This window comes from Micromonospora trifolii, assembly GCF_050516465.1.
In the GTDB taxonomy this organism is placed as follows: domain Bacteria; phylum Actinomycetota; class Actinomycetes; order Mycobacteriales; family Micromonosporaceae; genus Micromonospora; species Micromonospora trifolii.
Window position 1 is genome coordinate 1766565 of the sequence record NZ_CP191526.1, and the last position, 16349, is coordinate 1782913.

The following is a 16349-nucleotide window of genomic DNA, read 5'->3' on the forward strand; positions in this document are numbered from 1 at the left end:
GCTCACGACCACAGCTCGAACGGCTCGTCGATCTCCGTGCCGGCGAGGAACGGGGTGATCAGCCGGGGTAGCTGCCCGGGGTAGAACCGTTCCCGACTGGCCACCACCTCCGGCAACGGCCACCAGCGGAAGCTGAAGTAGTCCTCCAGCTCGTAGTCGAGCCGATGCGTCTCGTCCACGTCCGGACCGGGGCCGGCCAGCCGTACGACGACCACCACCTCGTCCTGGACGTGCCGCACCTGGCGGTGCAGGAAGCTCGCCCGCCGCCGCCAGTTCGGCGCACCAACCTGGTCGGCGGCGACCACGATGCCGGTTTCCTCCCGCAGCTCACGCACCGCAGTGTCGCGGTAGGTCTCACCGGGGTCCATGCCGCCGCCTGGCAACTCCCACCAGGTGCCCAGCCTGGCGTGGTCCGGGTCGCGGGTGTGGAACAGCAACACCCGGCCGGTGCCGTCGGTGACCACCACCCGCACCGCGCGTCGCTCCAGGATCGGCAGGTCACGGGGCAGCTCGTTCATCGGGCCAGTCTGTCGCACCGTCCCCTTCGGCGGCGGGTAGGCTGCCCGCCGTGGCTGGTCTGTTGAGGAATGTCGCGGCGCGTATCTCTCGGGTCGGTGCGGTGATCCCGTCGCCTCGGCGTACCGGGCCGGCGCCCGCGCAGGTGGCCCGCCGCCGTCAGGTGAGCGCGTTGCAGCGTCGGGAGCTGACCTACGCTCCGGAGCGGGACGGTCAGGCCGACCCGGGCGAGATCGTCTGGACGTGGGTGCCGTACGAGGACGACCCGCGCCAGGGCAAGGACCGGCCGGTGCTGGTCGTCGGCCGGCACAGCCGGACCCTGTTCGGGTTGATGCTGTCCAGCCAGAGCGAGCGGGACGGGCAGCGGCACTGGTTCGCGCTCGGGCCGGGTGAGTGGGACCGCGACAACCGGCCGAGCTGGGTCCGGCTGGACCGGGTGCTCACCATGCGCGAGGACAGCATCCGCCGGGAGGGCGCCGTGTTGGATCGGCCCCGGTTCGACCGGGTCGGGCAGGCGTTGCGCGCCGGCTACGGCTGGCGGTGAGGTCTATTCGCGGCTCGGGCCGACTGCGGCACCCTTCGCGTCCGGGGGCGGGTACGGCTGGTCGGCGAGGAACCGGGCCAGGTGTGCGGTGTTGAGCGCCAGGGCCTTCGTGGTGCGGCCGGTGGTGTCGGGTTTGGGGCCGGCGTCGCGGTAGTCCACTGTGTGTAGTGCCTCGCCGACCCAGTAGGTCGCGGCGGCGGCGGCGATGGTGAACCCGACCTCGTTGAGTGCCTGCTGCACCTCGCCGATGGTGTGGTGGGCGCCATCCTCGTTGCCGACGACGGCGACACCGGCGACCTTGCCGTAGGTGTGGAGACGGCCCTCGGCGTCGGTCTCGGAGAGTTCGGCGTCGAGGCGTTCGAGGACCATCTTGCAGACGCTGGAGGGTTGACCGAGCCAGATCGGCGTGGCGATGATCAGCACCTGGGCTGTCATCAGCTTGGCGCGGATCGCTGGCCAACCGTCGCCGTCGCCCTCGTCGGTGGACACCCCGAAGCGCACGTCGTGATCGACCACCCGGATCATCTCGCCCTCCACGCCCTGCGCGGCCAACTCGCCGAGCACCTCCCGACCGAGCTGCTCGGCGCTCGACGGTGCCGGCGACGGCTTGAGGGTGCAGTTGAGTACGAGGGCGCGGATGGTCGCCACGTCGGTTCCTCTCGGCGGTCCTGGGCGGGTGCCGGCTTCCCATACCCAGCCGGCGTGCCGGAACACCTCTGTCAGTTCGAGCGGCGGAAGTCGTTGACGCAACCACGATGACCTGTATATTCAACCTTAAGGTTGATTAACGAGTTGGTTGAAAGAGACGCATGATCGCAGATCCCCTGAGCGCCGTGTTCGCCGCGCTCGCTGATCCGACCAGGCGGGCGATCCTGGCCCGGCTGGCAACCGGCGACGCGACGGTCAACGAGCTGGCGGCGCCGTTCCCGATCAGCGTCCAGGCGATCTCCAAGCACCTCTCGGTGCTGGAGCGTGCCGGGCTGATCGTGCGGACCCGCGAGGCGCAGTGGCGTCGCTGCCGGCTCGACCCGGCGCCGCTGCGGACGCTCGCCGAGTGGGTCGATCAGTACCACCGGCTCTGGAACGACCGTTACGACACCCTGGATGACTACCTACGCGACCTGAAGGAGACCCGCCATGAACAAGCTCCCTGACCTGACGATCGACCTGCCGACCGACCGGGAGATCACCCTCACCCGGACGTTCGATGCGCCCCGCGAACTGGTCTACGCCGCGCACACCCAGGCCGAGCACCTCAGGCAGTGGTGGGGGCGGGGCAACCCACTGGACGTCGAGATCGACTTTCGGGTGGGCGGTGGCTACCGATTCGTCGAGCACGCCACGGACGGCAACGACTACGCCTTCCGCGGTGAATACCGGGAGATCGTCGTTCCCGAGCGTCTCGTGCAGACCTTCGAGTTCGAGGGCATGCCCGGCCGTGTCGCGGTGGAGACGGTGGTCTTCACCGAACAGGAGGGGCGCACCACGATAACGAGCACCACCCGCTTCGACACCACCGCGGAGCGCGACGGGATGATCGACTCCGGTATGACGCAGGGCGCCGCCGAGTCGTACGCCGCGCTGGACCGCCACCTGGCCACGCTGCGCTGAGCGCGGCGCGACCGGCAAAATCGCTGGGTCGGTGGCCGGAGCGCTGGCATGGTGTCCGCATGGTGCAGGACGTCGCACGGCAGGTGGCCGAGCAGGTACGGACGGGCTTCGGCCTGCGGCTGTCCACGATGGAGCCTGTCACCTACGGCGCGGACCAGCACGCCCGACTGTGGCTGGCTCAGACCGCCGACGGCGGTCGGTACGCGGTCAAGCTGAGCGGTGGCGGCACCCCGGCCGGCCTGGTCGTGACGGCGTACCTGGCCGAGCAGGGGGTGCCGGGCATCGCCGCGCCGCTGCGGGCCGCCGACGGACGGATGTTCGTCGACCACGACGGCCGCCGCCTCTCGGTGGTGCCGTGGGTCTCCGACCGGCGGGCGCTCGACGGCCCGATGACGGGCGCGCACTGGCGCGCGTACGGCGAGGTGCTGGCCGCGGTGCACGCGGTGCCGGTGACCGACGAGCTGAGCCGGCTGCTACCGGCGGGCGGTGCCGGGTACCCCTCGATCCTGACCGCGACCCGGGCGCTGGCCGCGCGACTGCGCGACCCGGACCCGGCCGACCTCGCGGACCCGTTGGTGGCGGAGCTGGCGGGGGCGTGGTCGGCGGTGGCCGACCGGCTGGAGGTCCTGACCCGCGAGGTCGAGGGCCGCGCCGTCGACCAGCGCGACCGGCCCGGCGCGACAGTCGTCTGTCACGGTGACCCGCACCTGGGCAACCTGCTGCTCGGCGCGGACGGGCAGGTCTGGCTGATCGACTGGGACGACGCGGTGCTCGCCCCGCCCGAGTGCGACCTCATGTTCGTCCTCGGCGGGGTGCTCGCCTTCGCGCCGATCACTCCCGAGCAGCAGCAGGCCGTGCTCGCCGGCTATGGCAAGGTCGACATCGACCCGGTGCGCCTGGCCTGGTTCCTCGCGGTCCGCGCGCTCGACGATTTCAGCGACTGGACCCGCCAGGCGTTGGACCTCGACGCCGAGGCGGCCGACCGGGATCGGGCGGCGCGGATCGTGCGGGGGCTGGTGTCACCGATGGGTCTGGTCACCCTCGCCGACGCGGCGTTGCGCGACAACGACCGGTGGCTTTGAGCGGCGACCACGCCGTCTACCTGAGACAAAAAGTAAGGCAAAGAGCGGATTCGCTCTCTGCCACCTTCAACATATATCGCACCAGGGGCCTTGCGGCAAGACCCGGGTGGTGCCGCAGAATCTCCAGCCGACGCCCAAATCTGGGAAAACCGGGAGATTCCATGATCGATGTCATCATTGCTGGCGGCGGACCGACCGGCCTGATGCTGGCCAGTGAGTTGCGGCTGCATGGGCTGCACGCGCTCGTGCTCGAGAAGGAGACCGAGCCGACCAGCTACGTCCGCGCGCTCGGCTTGCACGCACGCAGCATCGAGGTAATGGACCAGCGAGGTCTGCTGGAGCGGTTCCTCGCCCTCGGACAGCAGCACCCGGTCGGGGGCTTCTTCGCCGCGATTCCCAAGCCGTCGCCGGGCGGGCTGGACACCGCCCACCCGTACGTCCTCGGCATCCCGCAGACCACCACCGACCGAATCCTGAGCGAGCACGCCAGCGAGGTCGGCGTCGAGATCTGGCGCGGCAGCGAACTCGTCGGCCTGAGCCAGGACGACCACGGGGTGACCGTGCGGCTGGCCGATGGCACCCAGTTGCGTACGCGCTACCTCGTCGGCTGCGACGGCGGTCGCAGCACCGTACGCGGGCTGCTCGGTGTCGGCTTCCCCGGCGAGCCCAGCAGCGTCGAGACGCTGCTGGGCGAGATGGAGGTGGGCGTGCCGCCGGAGACGGTGGCCGACGTGGTGGCCGAGGTCCGCAAGACCCATCTCCGATTCGGTCTCGGGCCCCTCGGAGACGGGGTGTACCGCGTCCTCGTCCCGGCCGAGGGGGTGGTCGAGGACCGCACGGTCCCACCGACCATCGACGACTTCAAGAACCAACTGCGGGTGTACGCGGGCACCGACTTCGGTGTCCACTCACCACGCTGGCTCTCCCGCTTCGGTGACGCCACCCGGCTGGCCGAGCGGTACCGGGTCGGCCGGGTGCTGCTGGCCGGCGACGCGGCGCACATCCACCCGCCGACCGGCGGGCAGGGGCTCAACCTCGGCATCCAGGACGCGTTCAACCTCGGCTGGAAACTGGCCGCCGACCTCAACGGCTGGGCGCCGGAGGGGCTGCTGGACAGCTACCACAGCGAACGGCATCCGGTGGCTGCGGACGTGCTGAACAACACCCGGGCGCAGATGCTGCTGCTCTCACCCGAGCCGGGGCCGCGATCCGTGCGCCAACTGTTGTCGGAGCTGTTGGACTTCGAGGACGTCAACCGGTACCTGATCGAGAAGATCACCGCGATCGGGGTCCGCTACGACTTCGGCGCGGGCCACGACATGCTCGGACGCCACATGCGTGACGTACGGCTGGGGCGGGGGCGCCTCTACGAGCTGATGCACGGCGGCCGTGGCCTGCTGCTCGACCAGACCGGCCAGCTCTCGGTCGCCGGCTGGGCGGAACGGGTCGACCACGTCGTCGACGTCAGTGAGGAGCTGGAGGTGCCCGCCGTGCTGCTACGGCCCGACGGTCACGTGGCGTGGGTGGGCGATGACCAGGCCGACCTGCTCAGCCATCTGCCCAGGTGGTTCGGCGCGCCCGTCACCTGAACGGTCAGCGCTCGCCGAGGAACGCGCTGTCGACCAGTTGGCGGGGCGACCGGGCGCCACCGAGGCTCTTCGCCTGGTACATGGCCGCGTCGGCGCGGCTGAGCGCGTCGGTGAGCTGGGCCGGGCCGGTCACCGGGGCGAGCCCGACGGAGGCGGTGACCCGGACGCTGCACCCGCTCAACCGGATCGGCGCGGCGACGGTCTCGCTGAGCCGGCGGGTCGAGTGCTCGATCCAGCGCCGGTCGACGGTGGGGCTGGAGAGCAACCCGGCGAACTCGTCGCCACCGAGGCGGGCCACGAGATTGTCACCGGCGAAGCCGGCGAGCCGCTCGGCCACACTGATCAGCACCTGGTCGCCGGCGGCGTGCCCGTACCGGTCGTTGATCTGCTTGAAGTCGTCCAGGTCGAGCACCACGGCGATCAGCGGCTGGCCGGCGGCGTCGGTGAGCAAGGCGGCTGCCAGGCGGTAGAAGGCGCGTCGATTGGGCAGCCCGGTGAGCGGGTCGTGACTGGCGGCGTGCCGTTCGGCGGCCAGCTCTGCCTGGAGGTGGCCGATCTCGGCCTCGGCGCGCACCGCCCGTCGGCGTAGTTGCCAGGAGGAGAGCAGCGCGCCGGCCGCGCAGACGCCGGAGGCGACACTCATCGGATCCGGCACGAACCCTCCCATCGCCGCGACCGCCTCCAGCCTTCGGTTGACGCGGCGCGCCGCGTCGGGCCCAGTTTTGCCTGATCGTTGCCCGTGTGGGGGTAACACAAAGTGAACGGATGGGCACCGATCATGTGCGTTATCATGCTCGCCGTCGGATGCAGATGCAATAGCAGATGCACGTGCAGAACCGTCCAATGTCGATACCGCACCCCCTCGCCGTCACCGCTCCTCCCACGGCCACCGGCGGGCTCGTAACAGAAAGACGCCTTCATGCAGCAGCCACCCAATGGCGTACCGATCCACCAGTTGCCTCCGCTGAGCTGGCAGAAGAGTCGCCGCAGCAACCCCAGCGGCAACTGCGTCGAACTGGCCGAACTGCCCGAGGGAGCGGGCATCGCGGTCCGCAACTCACGACACCCGGAAGGGCCGGCGCTGATCTACACAGTGGACGAGATCGCCGCCTTCGTTCTCGGTGCGCGGGACGGAGATTTCGACCATTTGATCAACTGACCGTCCGGGGGTGGGTCGTCCCGGTGGCGGGACTGATTCACCGGCGCGGAGGAGTTCACCTCACTGTCGGTCCATGGCATGCTTACACGTCGGCCGGGCCGGGGCGCCCGGCCGTCGTGGGTCGGTGTCCGGAGGTCCGCACGTGACGATGGTTCCCGCCGAGGGTGGCCCGACAACCGGGCCGACCGTGCTGCGCATGCTGCTCGGCGCCCAACTGCGCCGACTCCGGGAGTCCAGCGGGGTGACCCGGGAGGGCGCCGGCTGGGAGATCCGCTCCTCCGAATCCAAGATCAGTCGGATGGAGCTGGGCCGGGTCGGCTTCAAGGAACGCGACGTCGCCGACCTGTTGACCCTCTACGGCGTCACCGAGGACCACGAGCGCGACGCGCTGCTCAAGCTCGCACGGGACGCGAACAGCCCCGGCTGGTGGCACCGCTACGGCGACGTGTTGCCGTCCTGGTTCCAGTCGTACCTGGGCCTGGAGGCCGCCGCCGCGCTGATCCGCAGCTACGAGGTGCAGTTCGTGCCCGGCCTCCTGCAGACCCGGGAGTACGCCCGGGCGGTCGTGCTGCTCGGGCACGGCGCGGCCGGTCCGGGTGAGATCGACAGGCGCGTCGCGCTGCGGATGCAGCGTCAACAGTTGCTCCAGCGGCAGAACCCGCCGCAGCTCTGGGCCGTGGTGGACGAGGCGGCGCTGCGCCGGCCCATCGGCGGCGCCGAGGTCATGCGCGGCCAGCTCACCGCGCTCATCGAGGCGACCAAGTCGCCGCACATCCGGCTCCAGGTCATCCCGTTCGCCGCCGGTGGCCACGCCGCCGCCGGGGGCGCCTTCACCATCCTGCGCTTCGGCGACCAGGAGCTTCCGGACATCGTCTACATCGAACAGCTCACCAGCGCCATCTACCTCGACAAGCGCGACGATCTGGATTACTACGCGGTGGCCATGGAGCGGCTCTGCGTCGAGGCCGAGCCGCCGGAGCGTACGGCGGAGATCCTCGGTGGCCTGCTGGACGACCTCTACCCGGCCTGACGCCAGACCGCGACGGCCCTAGCATGGTCGACGACCGTGGACAGTGGACGGACGTCAGCGCGGAGGCAGACTTGACCACCAACACCTCGGGCGCGGCGGCCGGCTCACCGAGCGACCGGATCGACACCTCGGTGGCCCACCCGGCCCGCCGCTACAACTACTGGTTGGGTGGCAAGGACAACTTCCAGGCCGACCGGGAGTCCGGCGACACGATGGCGGCAGCCTTCCCGACGATCCGCACCGCCGCCCTGGAGAACCGCCGTTTCCTCCAGCGGGCCGTGGGCTTCCTGACCCGCGAGGCCGGCATCCGGCAGTTCCTCGACATCGGCACCGGCATCCCGACCGCCAACAACACCCATGAGGTCGCCCAGGCCATCGCGCCGGAGTCCCGGGTGGTCTACGTCGACAACGATCCGATCGTGCTGGCCCACGCCCGCGCGCTGCTGAGCAGTTCGCCGCGGGGTGCCACGGCCTACATCGACGCCGACCTGCGCGACCCGGAGCGGATCCTCGCCCACCCGGAACTGAGCCGCATCATCGACCTCTCCCGGCCGGTCGCGCTCATGCTGGTGGCGGTCCTGCACTTCGTGCCCGACGACGAGGACCCGTACGCGCTGGTGCGGCAACTGCTTGACGTGCTGCCGGCGGGCAGCTACCTCGCTGCCTCGCACGCCACCCACGACTATCTTCCGCCGGCGGTTGCCGAGCAGGCCCGGGCAGCGGCAAAGGGTGGTGGCCCACACGGGGTGATCAACCTACGCAGCCGGGACGAGTTCACCCGCTTCTTCGTCGACCTCGACGTGGCGGAGCCGGGCATCACCTCGGTCGCCGAGTGGCGGGCCGAGAGCGAACCGCAGCCGCGCCCGTCGGTGGCCGACGTGAGCATGTACGGCGGCGTCGCCCGCCTGCCCTGACCGCCCAGGCGCCCGCACTCTCGGCTCACGTATTGACCGACGCCGACTGGTCGGGCTAGTCTCTGTATCGATACAGACTGGATCGATACAGAGAGGTGCCGGTGAAGCCAACACTGCAAGCCGTGGCCGACGCCGTCGGCGTCTCCCGCAGCACCGTGTCCAACGCCTACAGCCGCCCCGACCAGCTCTCCGCCACCCTGCGCGAGCGGATCCTGGACGCCGCCCGGCAACTCGGGTACCCCGGCCCCAACCCCACCGCGCGGTCCCTGCGCCGGGGCTTCGTCGGGTCGATCGGGGTGCTGTTCACCTCGCAACTGTCGTACGCCTTCACCGACCCGTTCGCGGTCCGCTTCCTCGCCGGTGTCGGCGCGGCGGCCGAGCGGCACGGCACCAGCATGCTGCTGGTGCCGCTGCCTCCGGCGGTGACCGACGCCCGACGGGCGGTGGAGAACGCCGCCGTCGACGGGTTCTGCGTCTACTGCGTCGCCGACGAGGAGTGGGCGTTGGACGTGATCCGCCAACGCGGGCTGCCGTTCGTCAGCACGGCCGCCCGCGACGACGCCAGCGCCGACGAGCGGTTCGTCGGCATCGACGAACGGGCCGCCGCGCGCAGCGCCGCCGCGCACGTCGCTGGGCTCGGGCACCGTCGGGTGGCGCTGCTCGCCGACTCGGTGCTGCCCGACGCGCCGGCCGGCCCGCTCACCCTGGCCGGGGTCGACCAGGTGCCGCACCCGACCACCCGAGGTCGGCTCAGCGGTTTCGCCGACGCCTTCGCCGAAGTCGGCGTCGGCTGGGCCGAGCTGACCCTGGTCAACGTCCCCGGCAACAGCCGGCCGGCGGCAGCCGCAGCCATCGCCGGGCTGTTCGACCAACCCGCACCGCCGACCGCCGTGCTGGCCGGCTCCGACGTCCTCGCGCTCGGTGTGCTGGACGCCCTGGCCGCACGGCCGGCGCATGATCGCCCCACCGTCTCGGTGACCGGCTTCGACGACGTCCCCGAGGCCGCCGCGGCCGGCCTCACCACCGTCCGGCAACCGGCCGAGGAGAAGGGCCGCATCGCCGCCGAACTGCTGCTCGACCCGCCCGCGGACGCCGCGGCCGGTCACGTGTTGCTGCCCACCGCACTCGTCGTCCGGGGCTCCACCGGACCTGTCCCGAGGAGTTGACCATGGAATTTCCCACCGGATACATCACCGCGCTCGACGCCATGAACCGGCACATCAACTCGGCCCGACCGGACGCGCCGGTCCAGGTCGAACACCCCCGTCGGGCCCTGCTCGCCCCGACCCGGCAGGCCACCGCCCTCGCCCTGCGCCGGCTCGCCGACCGCATCCAGCCGCGACCGCTGCCCGCCACCCCGCGCTGCTCCTGACCCGCACCAATCCCATTTGGGTACGCACGGGACGAACAGTGTGGGTCCGGGCACGCAGAGTGGTCGAGGGCGGTGTTGCCAGGCAGACTGGTGAAGCCATGTCGCCGCTCACGCCCACTCTCCGCCTCCACGACCGCTACGTACTGCACGAGCGGATCGGTCTCGGTGGCATGTCCGAGGTGTGGCGAGGCGACGACGAGGTGCTCGGGCGGCCGGTCGCGATCAAGGTGCTCGCCGGGCAGTTCGCCACCGACCCACAGCTGCGGGCCACCATCCAACGCGAGGCCCGCGCGGCCGCCCGGCTGACCCACCCACACGTGACCCAGGTGTACGACTACGCCGAGGCGACCCTGGCCGGCGGCGTCGTGGTCCCGTACCTGGTGATGGAGCTCGTCGACGGTCACAACCTGGCCGACCGGCTGCGGAACGGGCCGCTGCCCTGGCCGGAGGCGGTCCGGGTGGCCGGGCAGATCGCCGCCGCGCTGGCCGCCGCGCACCGCATCGGCGTCGTGCACCGCGACGTCAAGCCCGGCAACGTCATGCTTACCGACACCGGCGCCAAGGTGCTCGACTTCGGCATCGCCGCGCTCGGCGGCCTCGACAGCCAGTCCGGCGAACCGCTGATGGGCACCCCCGCCTACTTCGCCCCGGAACGGCTGACCGCCGGCCCGCCCGACCCGGCGAGCGACGTGTACGCCCTCGGCGCACTGCTCTACCGCACCCTCACCGGGCGGGCGCCACTGCCCGTGCAGAGCTGGGAGGACGCGCTGGAGGTGCACCGGCGGGGCACCCCGGTGCCGCCGCTGCGGGTGCCCGGCCTTCCCGCCGACATCGCTGAGCTGACCGTCGCCTGCCTGGCCGCCAACCCGGCCGACCGGCCGAGCGCCGCGCACCTGGCCCGCCGCTTCGGCGCCGGTCAGCCGGTCGAGCCGCCCACCGAACTGCTGCGCATCCGGCCGGCCGCCCACCCGCCCACCCTGATCGACCGGTCGGTGGTGGCCCGTCCCGTCCCGGCAACCGCCGCACCGGCCCGACGTCGATCGCGTCGGCCCCTCGCCGTGCTCGTCGCGGCCGTGCTCGCCGTGCTCGTCGGCGTCGGCGTCCTGTTCGTGGAGAATCCGCTCGGGAACCCGGGCACACCCGACCCGGCCGAGATCGCCGCCGCGCCGTCGACCTCCGCCCCGGCCCCTGCACCCACGACACACTCGCCGACGCCGGCCGCACCGTCCCCAACACGTCCCACCGCCAGCACCGCGCCCCCGACCGTCGGGCAGCAGCTGCCGGTCAGCTTCCGGTAGGTGAGCAGCGAGTTCGCCGCCGTCCTCGCCACCGCGGTCGCCCGCGGCGACGTCGACCGAGAGACCGCCGAAGATCTGCGTGACGACCTCGCCGACCTCAACCGCCGCACCAGGGACCGCGCCAAGCGCGTCGCCGACCTACGGGACCACATCGCCGAGCTGGTGCGGCGGGACCGCCTAGCAGCGCAGACGGGCGCGAAACTGGACGCTCTGCTCACCCAGGCCGGCAGCTCCTCCACCAGCCGTACGGACGACTGATACCTCCGTCGATACCGCTGGCATGATGTCCCGATGCGGACACGTCTGATCTTCGTGCGACACGGCGAGTCGGTCCACCAGCTCGAAGGAATCGTCGGTGGGCCACGTGGCTGTCGGGGCCTCACCGCCCTCGGCCACGAGCAGGCACACGACCTGGCCAACCGGCTCACCAGTGAGGTCGCCGCCGACGGGCCGGTGGCGGTCTACTCGTCCGTGCTGCGCAGAGCCGTCGAGACCGCTCAACCGATCGGCGCGGCGTTCGGCGTCCGACCCGTGCCCGACTGTGGTCTCTGCACCTGGCACACACCCCCGTACGCCGACGGCCTGCCGACCGCCCTCTTCCGCACCGACCACGCGGTGGCGGGTGGCGGCGTGTTCCGGCCGTTCGAGGAGGGCAACGAGAGCTGGGCCGAACTGGTGGTCCGGGTCAGCCGCGCGATCATGGAGATCGCCCACCGGCACCGGGGCTCCACAGTGGTCCTGGTCGGCCACAGTGAGACCGTCGAGGGCGCCTTCCACGCGCTCGGCGCGCAGCCGATCTTCCGGGCGTTCGACCTGGACGTGCCCCCGGCCTCCATCACCGAGTGGACCACCGACCACGACCCCGGCGGTTGGCCACCGGCCCGCTGGACGCTGCGCCGCTTCGCCGACACCGGCGGGTGGGCTAGAGCGTGATCCAGTACCGCCGTGCCGGGCCGAGGTCGGCGTCCCGGATGCCCTCCAGGACGCCGCCGCAACGCTCGATCGTCCTCGACGACGCGTCGTTGCCCGCCTCGCAGACCAGCAGCACCCGATCCAAGCCGAGCGCCCGCGCGTGGGCGAGCATCCGGCCCAGCGCCCAGGTCGCCAGCCCCCTGCGGCGTGCGGACGGGCGGATGCCATAGCCGATGTGGCCGGCAACCTGCAGCAGGTAGTCGTTGAGCTCGTGTCGCAGCGCGATCCCGCCGAGCACCCGGTCGTCCTCGACGATCCACCGGTACGTGCACGGCACGCGACCCGCATCCAACGGCTTCGCCGGACCCGACCGGTCGGCCAGTCGGGTCACCCAGGCCGCGAACCCCTCCGGCGAGCGCACCTCGTCTGTCGACCGCAGCCCGAAACCGTCCTCGTGGAGACCGGGGCCCCACTCGTCGTGCGCTTCCAGCCAGGCGGCGTGCAGGCGAACGGTGGGCGCGAGCAACTCGGGCATGCCGCGACGGTAGCCGCCCGCAACCCGGGAAGCACACGACGGTTGTCGCTGGCACGTCGTACCCGCCCATCGGTTTCCGCCGGCCGCGCGGAAGGCCCTCGGCCTGGCGGCCCTGCTCGGTCGGGAGCCAGTGGTGTTCCGGAGTCACCACGGCGGCTTCCTCGGGGGTGAGTTCGGCTACGCGGGCTAGCCCGAGGAGATCGCGGACGGTTGCGCGAGGTGCTGGACGCCGGCTGATCGTCCGCGCTACTCGGCCAGGATCTGCTCGCGCAGGATCTCCGCGTGCCCGCAGTGCTGGGCCAGCTCGCGCAGCACGTGCAGGTACACCCAGCGCAGCGGCAGCGGGCCGCGCCGGTTGCCGCGAAGCAGGTCATCGAGGCCCAGGCTGGACGTGGCGCGGCGGGACGCTTCGCATGCTTCCCGGTGCGCGCGCTGGATGGTGGCGATCGTGTCGCCGTCGTCGAGGATGAACGACTCGTCCGGCGTCGGAGGGATGCCGATCTCCGCGCGGGACCGGCAGGTGACGGCCTCGTCGAACCAGACCTTCTCCACGAACGTGGCGTGCTTCACCAGACCCAGCAGCGTCGTCCGGGACGGCACCAACGACCGGCGCGCCTGCTCCTCGGTCAGCCCGTCCAGGTAGCCGTTGAGCGCTCTGCGGTGCTCGTCGATGAACGCCTCGAACTGCGTCTGGGCTGACTGGCCGACGACATCAGCGGCGAAGGTCGGGGGAAAGGAGGTCATTCTCAAAGCATTTCAAGGTCATCGCCGCCGCGCAAAGACCGCACTCAGCCAAAGGAGAGAAGAGCGCCGCGCTCGTCGAAGCGGGCGGTGCCCGCCCAGGCGATCTCCCAGCGGTTGCCCTCCGGGTCGGCGATGTAGCCGGAGCGCCCACCCCAGGACCGGTCGGTCGGCTCCGCCACCACCGTCGCCCCCGCCGCGACGGCCGCCGCGAACGCCGCGTCGACCTGCTCCGGGCTGTCGACATTGCAGGCCAGGGTGACGCCGGACCAACCACCGGCTGGCGCGGGCACGCCCGGCGCCGCCTCGGCGGCCAACTCCGGCAGCGGGTAGAGCGCGAACAGCACACCACCGAGCAGGAAGGCCGACCAGCCGTCGTCACTGGCCGGCAGCTCGGGCCACCCCAACGACCGGTAGAACGACCGCAGCGCGGCGACGTCGCGTGCTCCCAGTGTGACAACTGACAGGCGGGAGGGGACAGTGCTCATGGCCCGATCCTGCCCGAGACGTCCGACAGGTGCCAGGCGTCGCGTTCAGTCGGCGCGGCCGGAGAAATGGTCGGCGAGCACCGGTGCCAGCACGTCAACCGAAACACCGTGCCACTCGCCGGGCAGCGTCCGGTGCCGCCCCGTTGGCAGCGCTTCGGCCACCTCCCGTGCCCAGCCGTGCAGCCGTGCATCGCTCTGCGCACTGTCGAGCACCAGTGTCGGGATCGTGAGTGCGGTCAGTGCCTCGGCAGGTAGGGCCGTGAGCAGGGTGAGGTCGTACACCAGAGTGTGCGCCAGGGCCTCCATGGCCGGCCAGCCCGGCCCGTCGCGCATCCCGTCGATGAACTCCGCGGGCACGCCGATGCTGCGCTGGAAATGCAGCATCGCATCGCCCGGACGGCCGGCGGCGACCAGCCCGGTGATGTCCGCGGCCAGGCCCGGATCGTCCGTCGACTGCTCGTCCTGCGCGAACGGCGGCTCCAGCAGGGCCAGCCGGGTGACCGGCAGGCCGCCGGTCGCGGCGAGCAGCGCCAGCACCGCCCCCGAGGAGAAACCGTAGAGGGCTGCCGAACCGCCGGACGCGTCCTCGATCAGGGCCCGTAGATCCTCGACCTCCCGCTGTGGCGCGTACGGCGACGTGTCGGAGCTCTGCCCCCGGCCCCGCCGGTCATAGGTCAGCACGGTGAACTCCTCGGCCAGGTGGGCCGCCAGCGACCTCATCGGGCCCATCTCGCGGAACCCGCCCGCCGCATCCACCAGGATCACCGCAGGACCGGCGCCGCTGCGCTCGTAGGCGATGGTGGTGCCGTCCGCCGAGCGGACCGTGCCGGTCGTCGCGGCCTCGTCCATGCGCTCCTCCTCGTGTCATTGACGCTGCCCCACGCTAGGGGACGGGTCCGACGTCGACTGCCCAGTCAACCGATGCTGACGCTGACCGACTCGCCCGGTTCGGTGCCCGCGCGGGCGTACACCTCGCCGTCCGGCGTCCAGACGCCCGACCGCCCCGCCGCCTCGGTGTAGCCACCGCCGGTCGACCCGGCGAAGCTCGCCACTGCCACCCAGACCCGGTGCGCGGTGGCGGTGCGGTGCGCCCGCTCGTCTATCACGACGGCGTCGCCTGTCGACTCCAGGACGCCCGCCGCGTACACGTCGATCCCGAGCGCGGCCGTCCGCTCCGCGTGCGTGGCCACGCCGGTGTCCTTGCAGATCGCCAGCCCCACCCGCCAACCGTCCACATCGAGCACGACCGGGGCATCGCCGGGCCGGAACCGGCGGGCCTCCGCGTCCCCCAGCCACATCTTCCGGTACGCCACCGTCGCACCGCCGCCGGTCACCGCCAGCATCGCGATGTGCTCGCCGCTGACCGGCGCGCCGACCAGGGCCAGCGCACCTGCCTCGGCGCACGCCTCGACCAGCGGCGCCAACCGCGGGTCGTCGGCCGACACGACCGGCGCGTCCAGCTCGTACCCGGTCAGCGACAGCTCCGGAAAGACCACCACCTGGGCGCGCGCCGCGCGGACCGCGGCGGCGTGCGCCCGCGCGTTTGCCGCGACATCCAGGGGTACGCACGGCGGCTGGACCACCGCGAGCCGCAGCGGGGTGCGGCTTTCCGCACCCCCACCGGTGTGGTCGACCCGCGCGGTCGGGCGGTCGGCCTCATGGTCGGCTCTCAGGATGACTTCGTAACGTGGGCGCATGATTCGAACGTCCCACGCCGTGTTCGCCACCGGAACCCCCGCCGCAGCAGCGGAGCCACCACAGGACGGGATCGTCGGCTACGTCACTGACCTGGTGGAACGACTCGGCGGGCCGGGTGCCGGCCTGGCGGTGGCGTTGGAGAACCTCTTCCCGCCGATCCCCAGTGAGGTGATCCTGCCGCTGGCCGGGTTCGTCGCCGCGCAGGGACGGATGAGTCTGGTCGGTGCGATCTTCTGGACCACGCTGGGCTCGGTGGTGGGCGCGCTCGCGCTCTACCTGATCGGCGCGGCCCTGGGGCGCGACCGGATGCGCGCCATCGTGTCCCGGCTTCCCCTGGTCAAGCTCAGCGACGTGGACCGGACCGAGGCGTGGTTCCTGCGGCACGGTGTGAAGGCGGTCTTCTTCGGCCGGATGATCCCGATCTTCCGGAGTCTGATCTCCATTCCGGCCGGCGTGGAGCGGATGCCGGTGACCACGTTCCTGCTCTACACCACGCTGGGCAGCCTGATCTGGAACACCACCTTCGTGCTCGCCGGCTACCTGCTGGGCGACAACTGGCACCTCGTCGAGGGCTACGTCGGCACGCTTCAGAAAGTGGTGATCGTGGTCTGCGTGGCGGCGGCCGCCTGGTTCGTCGGGTCCCGCGTGCTGAAAGCCCGACGCGCCGCCCGGAACCCCGAGTCGACCGAACCCGAGCAGAGCGTACCGAACGGGATGCCCGACCCGGGCGGTCGCGGCACCCTCTACCGAAGCGGAACCTGGGCCTCGGACGAGCGCTAGCCAGCCCCCTTCTGGTTTCCTTTGCTCTGCCTCACCCCACGCGCCACCCGGGGTCGCCTGCGGGCGGGCGGGTCAATTGA

The 16349-nt window shown here is 71.6% G+C and carries 22 protein-coding genes; 14 read left to right on the plus strand and 8 right to left on the minus strand.

The features are described from left to right. Positions 1–2: 2 nt before the first annotated feature. Positions 3–518: an NUDIX hydrolase gene (locus ACQRWP_RS07985; RefSeq protein ID WP_430501497.1), complete on the minus strand. Its 516-nt coding sequence runs from the start codon at positions 516–518 to the stop codon at positions 3–5. A 50-nt stretch (positions 519–568) separates the two neighbouring features. Here ACQRWP_RS07985 and ACQRWP_RS07990 point away from each other — a divergent pair, with 50 nt between their 5' ends. Further along, positions 569–1060 carry a type II toxin-antitoxin system PemK/MazF family toxin gene (locus tag ACQRWP_RS07990; protein WP_030336385.1) on the plus strand — a complete coding sequence of 164 codons (492 nt, stop codon included), beginning with the start codon at positions 569–571 and terminating at the stop codon, positions 1058–1060. A gap of 3 nt (positions 1061–1063) precedes the next feature. Here ACQRWP_RS07990 and ACQRWP_RS07995 read toward each other — a convergent pair whose 3' ends face one another. Further along, positions 1064–1708: a flavodoxin family protein gene (locus tag ACQRWP_RS07995; protein ID WP_430501498.1), complete on the minus strand. Its 645-nt coding sequence runs from the start codon at positions 1706–1708 to the stop codon at positions 1064–1066. A 161-nt stretch (positions 1709–1869) separates the two neighbouring features. On the opposite strand from ACQRWP_RS07995, the gene ACQRWP_RS08000 reads away from it, so the two are divergent. From ACQRWP_RS08000 to rox, 4 genes are all read left to right on the plus strand, one after another. Continuing rightward, positions 1870–2214, plus strand: coding sequence for an ArsR/SmtB family transcription factor (locus tag ACQRWP_RS08000; RefSeq protein ID WP_430501499.1), 345 nt, complete (start codon positions 1870–1872; stop codon positions 2212–2214). Further along, the gene (locus ACQRWP_RS08005) at positions 2198–2671 is read left to right on the plus strand and encodes an SRPBCC family protein (RefSeq protein ID WP_430501500.1); all 474 of its coding nucleotides are present in this window, start codon (positions 2198–2200) and stop codon (positions 2669–2671) included. The genes ACQRWP_RS08000 and ACQRWP_RS08005 overlap by 17 nt, the downstream gene beginning before the upstream one ends. 59 nt (positions 2672–2730) lie before the next feature. Beyond that, positions 2731–3753: a phosphotransferase enzyme family protein gene (locus ACQRWP_RS08010; RefSeq protein ID WP_430501501.1), complete on the plus strand. Its 1023-nt coding sequence runs from the start codon at positions 2731–2733 to the stop codon at positions 3751–3753. Positions 3754–3914: 161 nt separating this feature from the next. Then, positions 3915–5342: a rifampin monooxygenase gene (gene rox / locus ACQRWP_RS08015; protein WP_430501502.1), complete on the plus strand. Its 1428-nt coding sequence runs from the start codon at positions 3915–3917 to the stop codon at positions 5340–5342. A gap of 4 nt (positions 5343–5346) precedes the next feature. Here rox and ACQRWP_RS08020 read toward each other — a convergent pair whose 3' ends face one another. Next, entirely contained in the window at positions 5347–5997 is a 651-nt protein-coding gene (locus tag ACQRWP_RS08020) for a GGDEF domain-containing protein (protein WP_091407349.1), read from the minus strand. 264 nt (positions 5998–6261) lie between these two features. Here ACQRWP_RS08020 and ACQRWP_RS08025 point away from each other — a divergent pair, with 264 nt between their 5' ends. From ACQRWP_RS08025 to ACQRWP_RS08060, 8 genes are all read left to right on the plus strand, one after another. Continuing rightward, the gene (locus ACQRWP_RS08025) at positions 6262–6501 is read left to right on the plus strand and encodes a DUF397 domain-containing protein (protein WP_091406718.1); all 240 of its coding nucleotides are present in this window, start codon (positions 6262–6264) and stop codon (positions 6499–6501) included. Positions 6502–6649: 148 nt separating this feature from the next. Continuing rightward, positions 6650–7531 carry a helix-turn-helix domain-containing protein gene (locus ACQRWP_RS08030; protein ID WP_430503155.1) on the plus strand — a complete coding sequence of 294 codons (882 nt, stop codon included), beginning with the start codon at positions 6650–6652 and terminating at the stop codon, positions 7529–7531. A 23-nt stretch (positions 7532–7554) separates the two neighbouring features. Next, positions 7555–8445: an SAM-dependent methyltransferase gene (locus ACQRWP_RS08035; RefSeq protein ID WP_430501503.1), complete on the plus strand. Its 891-nt coding sequence runs from the start codon at positions 7555–7557 to the stop codon at positions 8443–8445. 122 nt (positions 8446–8567) lie between these two features. Continuing rightward, positions 8568–9611 carry a LacI family DNA-binding transcriptional regulator gene (locus ACQRWP_RS08040; RefSeq protein WP_430501504.1) on the plus strand — a complete coding sequence of 348 codons (1044 nt, stop codon included), beginning with the start codon at positions 8568–8570 and terminating at the stop codon, positions 9609–9611. 2 nt (positions 9612–9613) lie between these two features. Further along, positions 9614–9817: a hypothetical protein gene (locus ACQRWP_RS08045; protein ID WP_430501505.1), complete on the plus strand. Its 204-nt coding sequence runs from the start codon at positions 9614–9616 to the stop codon at positions 9815–9817. A 98-nt stretch (positions 9818–9915) separates the two neighbouring features. Continuing rightward, complete coding sequence (locus ACQRWP_RS08050; protein WP_430501506.1) at positions 9916–11115, plus strand: serine/threonine-protein kinase; 1200 nt, start codon at positions 9916–9918, stop codon at positions 11113–11115. Beyond that, a complete protein-coding gene (locus tag ACQRWP_RS08055) occupies positions 11116–11373 on the plus strand; it encodes a hypothetical protein (RefSeq protein ID WP_430501507.1) in 258 nt (85 codons plus the stop codon). A 33-nt stretch (positions 11374–11406) separates the two neighbouring features. Then, the gene (locus ACQRWP_RS08060) at positions 11407–12048 is read left to right on the plus strand and encodes a histidine phosphatase family protein (protein WP_430501508.1); all 642 of its coding nucleotides are present in this window, start codon (positions 11407–11409) and stop codon (positions 12046–12048) included. On the opposite strand, the gene ACQRWP_RS08065 is transcribed toward ACQRWP_RS08060, so the two are convergent. From ACQRWP_RS08065 to ACQRWP_RS08085, 5 genes are all read right to left on the minus strand, one after another. Then, complete coding sequence (locus ACQRWP_RS08065) at positions 12038–12562, minus strand: GNAT family N-acetyltransferase (protein WP_430501509.1); 525 nt, start codon at positions 12560–12562, stop codon at positions 12038–12040. The genes ACQRWP_RS08060 and ACQRWP_RS08065 overlap by 11 nt on opposite strands. A gap of 246 nt (positions 12563–12808) precedes the next feature. Further along, positions 12809–13306, minus strand: a complete 498-nt coding sequence (locus ACQRWP_RS08070; RefSeq protein WP_430501510.1) for a DinB family protein — start codon at positions 13304–13306, stop codon at positions 12809–12811. A 44-nt stretch (positions 13307–13350) separates the two neighbouring features. After that, on the minus strand, positions 13351–13791 hold the full coding sequence (locus ACQRWP_RS08075) for a VOC family protein (RefSeq protein ID WP_430501511.1): 441 nt from the start codon (positions 13789–13791) through the stop codon (positions 13351–13353). A gap of 45 nt (positions 13792–13836) precedes the next feature. Next, on the minus strand, positions 13837–14640 hold the full coding sequence (locus tag ACQRWP_RS08080; RefSeq protein WP_430501512.1) for an alpha/beta fold hydrolase: 804 nt from the start codon (positions 14638–14640) through the stop codon (positions 13837–13839). 65 nt (positions 14641–14705) lie between these two features. Then, on the minus strand, positions 14706–15488 hold the full coding sequence (locus ACQRWP_RS08085; protein ID WP_430501513.1) for a carbon-nitrogen hydrolase family protein: 783 nt from the start codon (positions 15486–15488) through the stop codon (positions 14706–14708). Between ACQRWP_RS08085 and ACQRWP_RS08090 the strand changes: the two genes are divergently transcribed. After that, on the plus strand, positions 15487–16269 hold the full coding sequence (locus tag ACQRWP_RS08090; RefSeq protein WP_430501514.1) for a DedA family protein: 783 nt from the start codon (positions 15487–15489) through the stop codon (positions 16267–16269). The two genes, ACQRWP_RS08085 and ACQRWP_RS08090, sit on opposite strands and share 2 nt — an antisense overlap. Positions 16270–16349: the final 80 nt, after the last annotated feature.

Bases quoted from the DNA above. Each gene is read 5' to 3' on its own strand.
- ACQRWP_RS08085 (WP_430501513.1), bottom strand. From the start codon at position 15,488: ATGCGCCCACGTTACGAAGTCATCCTGAGAGCCGACCATGAGGCCGAC.
- ACQRWP_RS08070 (WP_430501510.1), bottom strand. From the start codon at position 13,306: ATGACCTCCTTTCCCCCGACCTTCGCCGCTGATGTCGTCGGCCAGTCA.
- ACQRWP_RS08080 (WP_430501512.1), bottom strand. From the start codon at position 14,640: ATGGACGAGGCCGCGACGACCGGCACGGTCCGCTCGGCGGACGGCACC.
- ACQRWP_RS08090 (WP_430501514.1), top strand. From the start codon at position 15,487: ATGATTCGAACGTCCCACGCCGTGTTCGCCACCGGAACCCCCGCCGCA.
- ACQRWP_RS08030 (WP_430503155.1), top strand. From the start codon at position 6,650: ATGGTTCCCGCCGAGGGTGGCCCGACAACCGGGCCGACCGTGCTGCGC.
- rox (WP_430501502.1), top strand. From the start codon at position 3,915: ATGATCGATGTCATCATTGCTGGCGGCGGACCGACCGGCCTGATGCTG.
- ACQRWP_RS08075 (WP_430501511.1), bottom strand. From the start codon at position 13,791: ATGAGCACTGTCCCCTCCCGCCTGTCAGTTGTCACACTGGGAGCACGC.
- ACQRWP_RS08005 (WP_430501500.1), top strand. From the start codon at position 2,198: ATGAACAAGCTCCCTGACCTGACGATCGACCTGCCGACCGACCGGGAG.
- ACQRWP_RS07985 (WP_430501497.1), bottom strand. From the start codon at position 518: ATGAACGAGCTGCCCCGTGACCTGCCGATCCTGGAGCGACGCGCGGTG.
- ACQRWP_RS08035 (WP_430501503.1), top strand. From the start codon at position 7,555: ATGGTCGACGACCGTGGACAGTGGACGGACGTCAGCGCGGAGGCAGAC.
- ACQRWP_RS08000 (WP_430501499.1), top strand. From the start codon at position 1,870: ATGATCGCAGATCCCCTGAGCGCCGTGTTCGCCGCGCTCGCTGATCCG.
- ACQRWP_RS08060 (WP_430501508.1), top strand. From the start codon at position 11,407: ATGCGGACACGTCTGATCTTCGTGCGACACGGCGAGTCGGTCCACCAG.
- ACQRWP_RS08045 (WP_430501505.1), top strand. From the start codon at position 9,614: ATGGAATTTCCCACCGGATACATCACCGCGCTCGACGCCATGAACCGG.
- ACQRWP_RS08050 (WP_430501506.1), top strand. From the start codon at position 9,916: ATGTCGCCGCTCACGCCCACTCTCCGCCTCCACGACCGCTACGTACTG.
- ACQRWP_RS08010 (WP_430501501.1), top strand. From the start codon at position 2,731: ATGGTGCAGGACGTCGCACGGCAGGTGGCCGAGCAGGTACGGACGGGC.
- ACQRWP_RS08065 (WP_430501509.1), bottom strand. From the start codon at position 12,562: ATGCCCGAGTTGCTCGCGCCCACCGTTCGCCTGCACGCCGCCTGGCTG.
- ACQRWP_RS08025 (WP_091406718.1), top strand. From the start codon at position 6,262: ATGCAGCAGCCACCCAATGGCGTACCGATCCACCAGTTGCCTCCGCTG.